Origin of the sequence: uncultured Jannaschia sp. (genome assembly GCF_947494055.1) — a bacterium.
GTDB lineage: Bacteria > Pseudomonadota > Alphaproteobacteria > Rhodobacterales > Rhodobacteraceae > Jannaschia.
The window spans coordinates 1-942 of sequence record NZ_CANLTR010000140.1; the positions used below are offsets into that span (position 1 = coordinate 1).

The 942-nt window shown below is 64.1% G+C and carries 1 protein-coding gene; it reads left to right on the forward strand.

What is annotated here, in order from left to right; genetic code table 11:
- The coding region (locus tag Q1A87_RS23530) for an IS5 family transposase (protein ID WP_299657282.1) at positions 1–823 on the forward strand (823 nt) is incomplete at its 5' end.
- Positions 824–942 lie beyond the last annotated feature (119 nt).

The window sequence follows — 942 nt, forward strand, 5'->3', positions numbered from 1 at the left end:
CGGAAATCGCCGACGCCGCTCGCGTTCGGGGAATTTTCAAACGGCGCTTCTGGGGAGATTACGGCCGGCGGTTACAAAGGTGCTGTTCAAGCTGCCTTTGCGGCAGACTGCGGGCATGGTGGCCAGCCTGCTCCGGCTGGCGGGGCTGGACTGGTCCGTCCCCGACTTCAGCACCCTGTGCCGCAGACAGAAGACCTTGGCAGTGCAGCTCCCCTACCGCCGTGCCGACGGTCCCCTGAACCTCCTCGTGGACAGCACCGGCATCAAGTTCCTCGGCGACGGGGAGTGGCAGACCCGCAAGCATGGGTCTCAGGGCCGACGCCAATGGCGCAAGGTCCACCTGGCAATGGACACCGCCACGTCGGACATCAGGGCGGTAGAGTTTACCCCCAGCAGCGACGGTGACAGCCCGATCCTGCCCGAGTTGCTCGGCCAGATCCCTGAGGTCGAGCAGATCGGCACTGTGACCGCCGATGGTGCCTACGACACCCGCCGCTGCCATGCTGCTATTATCGACCGCCAAGCCACGCCAATCATTCCGATCCGGAAGAACGGGCGCCCCTGGAAGGAAGACTGCCCAGCGGCAAAGGCTCGGAACGAGACGCTGCGCGCCACAAAGCACTACGGCCGCGCATTCTGGAAGCACTGGACCGGATACCACGCCCGAAGCCGCATCGAGGCGAAGATGCGATGCCTCAAGGCATTCGGCGAGCGCATCGCCGCACGGGACCCCGACCGCCAGACCGCCGAAATCCACATCCGCGTCGCACTCATGAACCGCTTCTCGGCCCTCGGCGCCGCCGAGATCCTTCGCGTAGCATGATATCGGCGGGGAAAGGGAAAGTCGCGCCTTAGGCGTGACTTACGCAACATGTATAACCGCCCCATGTATAACCGCCCCATGCGCAAGAGGGATCTTCGAAGCTTCGTCTGACGCGTTGT